This is a genomic window from Marinimicrobium sp. C2-29 (genome assembly GCF_038419845.1).
In the GTDB taxonomy this organism is placed as follows: Bacteria; Pseudomonadota; Gammaproteobacteria; order Pseudomonadales; family Cellvibrionaceae; genus Marinimicrobium.
Genome location: NZ_JBCAQT010000028.1, coordinates 1 through 9,100 on the forward strand (window position 1 = coordinate 1; position 9,100 = coordinate 9,100).

Here is a 9,100-nt window from a genome sequence, read left to right on the forward strand (position 1 = left end):
ACACGGCGAACAAATCTACATTAACTGGCTAAGCAACTGTCCGAATCAGGTTGACAGGTTCCGCAGGTCCGTTTTGAGCACGAAGGTCGTCAAACTTTCAAAGTTTATGAGATGAAAAGGGTAAGTCAGATATTTTGGAGTAATTATAACTCTGTGATTTTAAAGGATATTTCACTTTCCGGCTCGGTTTTAGCTCACTCTTCCCTGAGTAATGCCGCGCATGATTATCTAGTCTCAAACTTTATTGTCCATCGACATCAACGTTTATTGCCTACCGACAACGGTAGTTTCCAACTTAAATAGTCGGTTTCCAACTTTAATGACCCGGTATCCAACTTAAATGGTTCTCATCATCAGTGTCAGTGATCAATAAAGTTTGAGACTGCCGGACTAGGCAATTCGCGCCTTCCAAAGAACTGAAAATACAATAAGGTTTGAGACAAAGTGCTATTGAACGAGAGCTCCCAATACAATAAAACAATAGAGTTTGAGACTGAGTAGCTACTTTGTATTTCAGGAGATTTCTGGCCTGATATTTGACTAATATCAAGACAGTGCAAAGCGGTCGGGTGGAGTCCGATTATTTGAGCAATATTTACCCAGGTGGCTGGATGGTGGGGTTTTCTGGGGAGGGGATCAAATCATGTAGACTTGGGTGACGATCTGCGGAGCTGTCGTGGAACTTCCGCCGGGATTAACGAATATAGCAAATGGGAATTGTTCTTATATAGCCAGAGGTAGGCAGATCCGAGCGCTGTTCTAATGTCATTCCTGCTGCAATTCGGGTACTCTGTCATGTAATCGATAATCATTTCCCTGTAGTGGCACTGCTTTTTGTAGAATCTGATTTTCTTCCTAAGTGGAATCAAATAATGATGAGCCGTGAGCTCTTGTTCTACGAGACCAAGAGACACATTGCAAGAGGTGGATATAACATCAGTGCTTTCTCCGATGTGTAACTTTCTCCAGATCGCTCTTCGCTTATCTTCAAACAGCAGTTGAGGTCGCAGTTTTACGTTAACCCCCATACCAGTTGCCAATGCCTTCGTTTTCACGAAGGACAAACCTGAAAGCTTTGATGCTTTTCGAATGCTATTCCCTTTCTTAAGTAAGGGAATTGCCTTATCGATAATCGACTGTTCGTCATCGTCTGTGTGTTGATTGTCGGGATTTGAACCAAGTTCGTCTGTTCTACAACCATCAGCTCTAAAGTTTATGTAAGAAACCATAAAGTCGCTCCATTCGTTAAATAGGAAACCTATAATGAGAAGGTGCTTTATTGGAAGATTGTGAGATGGACGCCGGTAAAATATGGATGACGGATAAGAAAGATCAGTACTTGAGTTTATCATTTTCTCTACGGTGCCATATATGGTCAGGTTTTCCCAGAATTTAAGGAGCTTGAATTTTAGATCCCGCTGTCGTACTTGGCCTCCCTTCGTAATCAGGTCTTTTCTGCTAAGCCTCGATCTGTAAACATCGGCGGCAATAGCTGCGTCGATAGAACCCCCACATTGGAGCCTCATCATATCGCTGCTCAGTCGTGCCAATTGAATGTCGCTACACGAAGCGTAAGGAGCTGAGAAGGAGAAGCCTCCAGTAGGTGGAATTTCCACTGCGGACCTTCTAGAACTGGTTGATTGTAGCTGGACTTGATGTAGCTCGCATGCCCAGACTCCCGGAGCCTGATGATCAAGATGCCAGAACGTTGTACCATATATGTCATAGTCTTCGAGTGCGCACAGAGGACAATATCGCAGTGGACGGTCCAGGGAAATGCGTGAACCGGAGATGCCAGCCATAGCGTGCGGGATCCGCTTGGCTCCCAGTAACATTGATTGCCTAATCAATTGAGACCTTTCTTTTGATAGCCACGGTTCATAGTATGAAAACAATGTGGTGTTTATAGCTTTGTCCTCATCCAGTCCAAAGGCATCGGTGGCAGTTGAACAAACACTTGGTAGGTCGGCGTGTAGTTGATGGCTTCTATCGCCTACTATCCTAGTAATGGCTTTTGCGTCAGATGGGTATCCCAGATAATGAGAGGCTCGAGCGATAATGCTATAAAATGTCTCCCTGGGAAAGGGCGCAATAAAAAACGAGATCAACTGTCTAATACGCATTCTTGAAGTCCTATATATCGGTCGACGCTAGTGTGATTCCACGCAAATAAACTCGTAGTAGATATATTAAAAAAATATTGAAAGGAATGCTTCAGCGCTCATAGGTAATCGTTTTCCAGGACCCTGAAGGATATAGATGGTGTTCCTGGTTTCGAATATGCAGTCGTCCCTGAAATTGACAAGAACCGTAGATCTGATGCGCTCCCCTGGATTTGCTCGATGTAGCTCATCATGAACTACGTGGTTCGAGTACACTCCATGAGGTAGAACTCCTTTGCGCTCAAAAAACGTGCGGTTCTTATCTGTAACCCTAAAATCAACCCATGTCCAATCAGCGATAACGCAAATTGGCTTTCTTTGTGGTTCAGCCTTTACTCTATCTGTGATTGCTTTTACTAGGTCCGCGCTGGCTCCAACATCAAAGGGAGAGCCAGATCCTGCGGTCAATTCAGCAATTTCATCGATCGGTGTCATATGATTTATCATGTTTCCGTCGGTCATTCTGTTGTCCTCTTTAATCTGTTAGAAAATGAGATTCGGTTGGTGTTTCAATGTTTGCTCTTGGATCGCTTGAGAGAATTATCCCTCCCAGATTCGATCATTGATCGGAATGTCTCGTTCTTTCATGAGAAATCGCATTGCTGCTATATAGCTTATTGCACTTTGACCCGACCCACTTTCAACAATGTGCAGCAGGGAGTCTTTAGGTCGCTGTATAGGCACATAGTCGTTTTCTCCCTGCCGTGCAAAAATGCTCTCTAACTGAGGATCGTTACTGATAAAATCTCGAAACTCTTTGTTAACCTGGATTCGAGAGATTCTTGTCGAAATATTCAACTCTGATATCCTTTGATGGATTAGATCGTTTAGTAACTTTCTCATTCCATTAATTGTCTTGTCGAGGTTGGCATTATTGTGGTTGAAAAGTGCTGAGAGGCCCATTCTTTCTATATCCGAAAGCGCTTCCGATTGTGGTGAAGTGAAATCGACATCTAACATTGATCGGTGGCAGAATCGGCACAGTCCGTCCGGCGAAGGGAGTGGAAGATAATAAATATCCCATATAGACTGCTCGCAGTGAGGGCATTGCCTATCCAGGTTTCGGTTATGGTGACGGCAGTGAAGAACGTTCGGGAGTTGATGCTCTCGATGCCAATAGGTTATCCCGTAGCGGTCGTAGTCAGAAGACGCACATGCTATACACCATCGCCAACTTTTGCAGAGTGATGAGTGATTCTGAACTGTTGACGTCAGTGTAAATCTCTTCTTTCCGTCCGGGACCCACTTCATTCCGATGACGCTGGATTGAACCTCACTGCTTATGAATGGTTTGAAGAAAGGCCACAACGTATATTTGTTGGCGAACTCTTCGACAGACAAAGTATCTTGAAATACGCTGTAAATATCAATGTACGCGACGCGCCATGGAGTGGTTGAATCCAAACTCTGATAATCGCGTGTTATGTGGTTTCGTCCAGACGATAGGTTGCGTTTCCCTGATAATCGGAGATACCTTATTAAGGCACTGACGATATGCTCATCAGGCAACGGTGTTGGAAAGAAGGAGATTTTTCTATTCATTGGCTGGCTGACTCCCGGTATAGGTTATTCTTCAGAAACCGAAGGGGGATTTTCAGGATTGAGGAACGGTAGTTGATTTGGGTCGGGCTTTGGTAGCCTAGAGTTCGGGCCGCGCTTAAGTTTCGTTTTTGGTCCACTCGGTTTCGCGTTAACCAGCTCTCTCATGGCGGGGAGAAATGATTCGTGCGACGTCCCCTGTGACTGATGAACGTGTCGAAGCAGGTCGATAGCAGGCATTGGCTCGGGCAGCGCCTGGTTGTACTCGTGAAAGAGGTGCGCGACTTTGGCAATGAGCGCCGGTATTCCGGCTGTGCAATAGTGGAACAGCTTTTTGAAATCATGGTCAATAATAAGGTCATGTGTTATAGCATTTGGAAAAAATGCGTTGAAGAGCTCTGTAAATGCTTCATCGTTGATGTAGTGACCCTGAAATTTGTATTCATGATCTGATAGCATACGTCTTGCGGTGGTGAAGTCTGGGGGCTTTTTAGAATTTGCATGGCCACTGGCTTGAAATACATCCATCCCATTGGATTCGCAGCTTAGTAGACACGGTATTCCAAGCTTGTTGAACAATGCCTCGATGGTGATTAGGTTTGGGCAATTGGATCTCGTTCCGTACGTTTTAATCCATTGGATCTCGTCAATGTGAACAAGGCCGATGTAGTGAACGGCGGCAACTCTCTGAACACCACTCAGAAAATCATCGACCGATTTGTATTTTGCGTTTGACCATTGCTGGCGGTAATCTGTACCTAGAGCGTTGTCAACAGCCTCGAAGAAGTTCAGTGCCAATGATTTGAATGAGGGTGTGGATGGAAAGTCGAGAGATATCCACGTAATCTGCTGTTGAATGAACGGGGATCCGCCGTACTCTGAGTGGTTTATAACCTGAGGTATGAGGTGTAGAACATTTCGAATGGTCGTGGTTTTTCCAGTGCCTGAGGGTCCATGTGCCACGCAGGAGTCCGCTGTTGTTCGCCCGGTGATTTGATTTCTGTTGAACTCCGAGGGTTTTGTCCACCCCTGTTCTGCGATGTCATGGAGCCGGCGCTGTGCATTTGCAGAGAACGGATTCTTGTCTCTGTATCCACACAGGATTTTCTCCACGATTTTGTAGTAGAGTGGAACGCTCAAGGGATGAGGAATGTGTTGATTTCTCAGCTGTTCGAGAATCGTGCTTCTGTATAATCTTGGAATTTCATCGAAATTCTTTGGTACTTCGGCCCGCCTCGTCAGTCGATGAGCTATTGTGGCGGGATCCATGATTACGGAGACCGCTTCGATTAGCGGATTCCCGTTCAGAGAACTATCGGGCTTTTCATCGTATTGTGCGTCGGTTACCCACGGCGATTTACTGTTCATAGTTGTTGTAAGCCTCCTCAATAGAGTTTTCTTTAATTTCCGTTGCTGGATCCAGTGCAACCCCTCCGTCAGATAGCTGTTTTGCTATCTCTGCATCATGGACACGCTTATTGATCTCAGCATGCAAGGACTTTTGACTCTTGACGTCGCGTGGGATGCTTTTGTTGCGGTCAGGGTTTTTCCTCATTGAGGACTTTGTACGCCTTATGGTATCAGCGTCTTCAGCCATGTTTTTGGCCCTGACGTTTGCTTTTCTAATTTTGTTATCATGTATAATCTGTTTTTCATTTTCTAGTTGGTCGATGACAATATCCCAATGTTGATTAAGATACTGCTCATCAGTGTCCTGAAGTTTGAAAGATAGAACCTGACCCTCATCGGTACGGTAGAATATACAGTCGGTTGATGATTGAGTCACTCGTACAATAATGTCAAACCGCCCATTTCGGCTCGCCGTTGTGTACCAGTTTTGCTCTTCGGCGTACGGATGGTGATAGCGGAGTCCTCGAAAGACGACGCAGTTTTCTGTTACCCGCGCTCGCTCCTCCGGAAGAACAGACCAACGTACCTGCTTCAGTTGCTCCTCTGTCTCAACTGGGTAGCCACCATTCATCCTCCTTTCTACCCCGAATATGAATTGGTCATTGGGGGTCGATCCAGTGGAATGTGCCGCCATGTCGAAATCCCTCGATTTTATTCGGTCCTTGGTACTGTTTGCTCCCAGCATCTCACGTATGAGAGAACGATAGAGGTCATCCATAGTGAACATGGCACCATTCGCAGGGTGTTCCCCTTCTTTTGGTGTATCCGGAGTCACGCTGCCAGGTAGCCTGTTGACGTTTGGTGTCAGCAACCCTAGCGCCCGCTCCACAATGGCTTTGCAGTCTCCTCGGTATGCCGGTGTCCATGACCCGGTCTCAATGTTTGAGCCGGCCCTCAGCACACTCTCAGCATATTTCGGGCTGTTCTCGCTACCATTGTCCATCACTAACTGGTGAGGACGATGATGTGCTGGCCACTCATGATCCTCAATCTCGATACCGAATCGCGCGGCAAATGGCACTTTTGGCATCATTGCGTTGTAAAGGGCTTCGGCGAATGCGGCCTGTTCCGTTCCAGTCAGAGAAATGTAGACCCCCGCAAATAGCGTGGTCCATACATCGACAACGATGTAGATCGTTGGTCTTCCAATCGTTCTAAGGATTTCTCCAGTGTACGGACTGATGACATAGACATTGATTGTTGTGGAATCAATTTCGTATCGGTGAGTGGGTCCGACAACTCCATCTCGTGCGCTCCCAGGTTTTTGTGAGAAATCCTTCGCGTAGGTAATTTCTCCGACTCGACGCCTGAGGATTGTTTCAACGCCAATAATCTTTCGAATGTGGTATTCGATCTGCCTTTCGGAAAGTCGCTCATTCTCAGGTAGTGGCTCTCTGTATACGCTAGGTGTATTTGGGTCGGATGATTGGATTTCCACCATTTGATGGCAGGCATTAAAATAGTCGATTAGAGATCGCATCGTTGGCCTACCGAACATTCTCATGTATTCGTTCAGTAGGCTACTAATTCGGTCCTTGTCAAGCAGTGTAATACCGCGAGACTTTGATAATGAATTCTCATTGTTGTTGCCACCCCGCCCTCGTTTGCTGACAGGGCTATCTGTGTCCGAGAAAATCTTGTAATTGCTTCCACAGTGGCGAAGTTTGAATGGGAGCAGGGCATTGTCTGTCTGTCCCATTGTGATATAACGGTTGAGCGCACTGTAGTAGGCAGATCGGACGATTAAGGTTTTCTCGCACAGTTCTTTAATCTCTGGTGCGATTCCATATCCATACAGGTACTTTCGTATAATTTCATCAGACGTTAGGGTTGAAATAAGCGACAGCTTGTGGTCGCGCTTATCCAACCACTTGGAGCGATTGTTCATGCGCAATTGATCGTCGCTCATTGTTATTTCGATGGGAAGCTCTAGGGCGTCATCGCGAATCAATTTCTCGCTATGGATGTGATCCAGGAACTCTTGTATTTTCCATGCTCGGGGCTTAGCTATATGAGTGGCATTAAGCGCCTTTGTCATATCTGCCACAGCGCACCAAGAGCCTTCCAACCAAACATGGCAGACTCGATAGATGATTGATTTGCTCTTGTTTCGGTAGTGCATGCCTGTTGGGATCATAGGTTCATCTCCACCGGCCGGTAGAACTCAATTCGGTTTTCGAGACTGATAGGAAGGACTCTGTATAGAACCGAATTTTTGAAAATCGTAATAGCGCTCTTTGAGGTGATTCCCATAGATTCAGAAACTGATTCGATAATTGCTCGTAGATCCATGAATCGGTTTTCGCACCAGGTGGAAATGAATGATTTCGAGAACTGTCCCAGAACATCGGTTTGAGCATCAGGGTCATACTCAAACCGACAGAGATCCAGGTTATAGGCGAGGCATTTGGTTGCGTCACGTTCTGTTATCACCCGGTACTCAATGTTGCGGCGTTTCCAGAACTCTTTTTCAATATCCAGTTTTTGCCAGGTCCTCCGAACGCTCCGGTTCAACTCTAGGGGGTAAATGGAATCGTGGTATTTGAAGGTATAGGCAGTTGAAATTGTCTGGCCTGTCCCACGGTCGAGGTGATTGACCACAAAATCGGTGGACATAACGTGTGCGTAACGAATACGAGATGTTCTGTTCCATCCATTTGGGTGAGTGACTCCGAATTCGTCAGAAATCTCAATTGTTTCGTCGATATCGAGTGGGAATTGCTCATAGATTGCCGTTGCGTTCGAGCGCCACATCAGCATCTGATAGGCTCTGTACTCTCCGTCGGACAGCAATGTGATTGGGCGATTTTGGCGCGGGCACATATGTAAATGGCGGCGGCCGACAAAATTTGTTTGGGATACATGCACGAAAGATCGGTACTCGCCTATGGAGGCGCAGAGCGTCCTCCAGCTGTCAAGTTGCTCAATGGCTCGGTCCGTGCTCAAGGTGTGATTCTGGGTCATCGGTTAATCGGTCTCTAGCAGGTTTCTTTTTTAGAGATACCACAAATTCAGAGATTGTCGAGACCGAGAAATCTGCTGTAAGTCATTGATTTATATACTGTAATATATAAATAGCAGATCGAGAGATTCGCGTAGGGCGGGGCCAATGAAAATGGAGCAAGGATTTTTTCGAGGGTTTTCAATGACGTAGAGAAAATAGAGTTAGTCAGTTACCGATATGTGGAATAAGAATATTAATAGCAATATATAGAACTGGCGGCTATTAAATTTTGGGGGGTTAATCCAAGACGGTCTTACCAGAGGGAAAAAAAGTTATACACTGGTCCTAATAAACGTTGATTTTACCGAGATTTAGCGCTCGATCAGGACGGTAGAGTAGCATTTTTGGCTGCTCTTTGATGACCAGACCGAATATCATGAGCTGTCATCGCAGGATATCTAGTGGAGCCCGATCGGGGAGCTGGAAGTCATCGACAAGCCAAAGAGTATACGTTTCGGAGAGAATTCGGGTAGAGATGCTGCGGGGCCCACTCACCAACTGAATTGCTCTGGTGTTGTTGCTAAGAATATAAACTAAAACAATGGGTTACGATATTTCAAGGTGTTTCGCTACGATCAGCTTGTTTGCTCTTTGTTGCTTGCCAGATTAGCAAAATCTCGTCGTAGGTCCGGTGCTGCCCGTATGAGTCTTGAGGTGAGTGCCTGCTGGTCAGAGTGATCGGCCCACAGTGATTGCATCACTGGGCGAGGTTAATTATGGTTGTCGCCTAATACCCAATAGATAGGATGCGCTACGATGCCCTCCCAGAAAATCGGCTGTAAACCCATCAATTCGAGCAGGCTCGTGCGTACCTTACTCCAGTCGGTACCTACATTCGTTGAGCCTAGTCTGGAAAACACAACGTCTAATTATAAACCTGTGATAGATTCCGTCGCGATACTTCCCATCCCTGCACAAACCACGTAAGCGCCCAACCAACCACCCGGTTAAGACCAGTTGGGATTGGTGCTAACGTTCCAAGGTA

The 9,100-nt window shown here is 46.1% G+C and carries 6 protein-coding genes and 1 pseudogene; all 7 read right to left on the reverse strand.

The genetic code is table 11. From position 1 onward, the window contains the following. Positions 1–641 precede the first annotated feature (641 nt). The 7 genes and pseudogenes from AAE484_RS17170 to AAE484_RS17190 all read right to left on the reverse strand — a co-directional run bounded on the left by AAE484_RS17170 (position 642) and on the right by AAE484_RS17190 (position 8,075). Positions 642–1,616 carry a TnsD family Tn7-like transposition protein gene (locus AAE484_RS17170; protein ID WP_341939666.1) on the reverse strand — a complete coding sequence of 325 codons (975 nt, stop codon included), beginning with the start codon at positions 1,614–1,616 and terminating at the stop codon, positions 642–644. Positions 1,617–1,655: 39 nt separating this feature from the next. Next, a pseudogene (locus AAE484_RS17505) lies at positions 1,656–2,123 on the reverse strand (TniQ family protein); the annotation flags it as partial. 66 nt (positions 2,124–2,189) lie between these two features. Next, positions 2,190–2,624 (reverse strand): DUF6957 family protein, encoded by a 435-nt coding sequence (locus tag AAE484_RS17175; RefSeq protein WP_341939667.1) that lies wholly within the window; start codon positions 2,622–2,624, stop codon positions 2,190–2,192. A gap of 78 nt (positions 2,625–2,702) precedes the next feature. Beyond that, positions 2,703–3,704: a TniQ family protein gene (locus tag AAE484_RS17510; protein WP_445928872.1), complete on the reverse strand. Its 1,002-nt coding sequence runs from the start codon at positions 3,702–3,704 to the stop codon at positions 2,703–2,705. 24 nt (positions 3,705–3,728) lie between these two features. After that, entirely contained in the window at positions 3,729–5,069 is a 1,341-nt protein-coding gene (locus tag AAE484_RS17180) for an ATP-binding protein (RefSeq protein WP_341939668.1), read from the reverse strand. Beyond that, positions 5,059–7,248, reverse strand: coding sequence for a hypothetical protein (locus AAE484_RS17185; protein ID WP_341939669.1), 2,190 nt, complete (start codon positions 7,246–7,248; stop codon positions 5,059–5,061). Before AAE484_RS17185 ends, AAE484_RS17180 begins: the two co-directional genes overlap by 11 nt. Next, positions 7,245–8,075, reverse strand: a complete 831-nt coding sequence (locus AAE484_RS17190) for a TnsA endonuclease N-terminal domain-containing protein (protein ID WP_341939670.1) — start codon at positions 8,073–8,075, stop codon at positions 7,245–7,247. Before AAE484_RS17190 ends, AAE484_RS17185 begins: the two co-directional genes overlap by 4 nt. Positions 8,076–9,100: the final 1,025 nt, after the last annotated feature.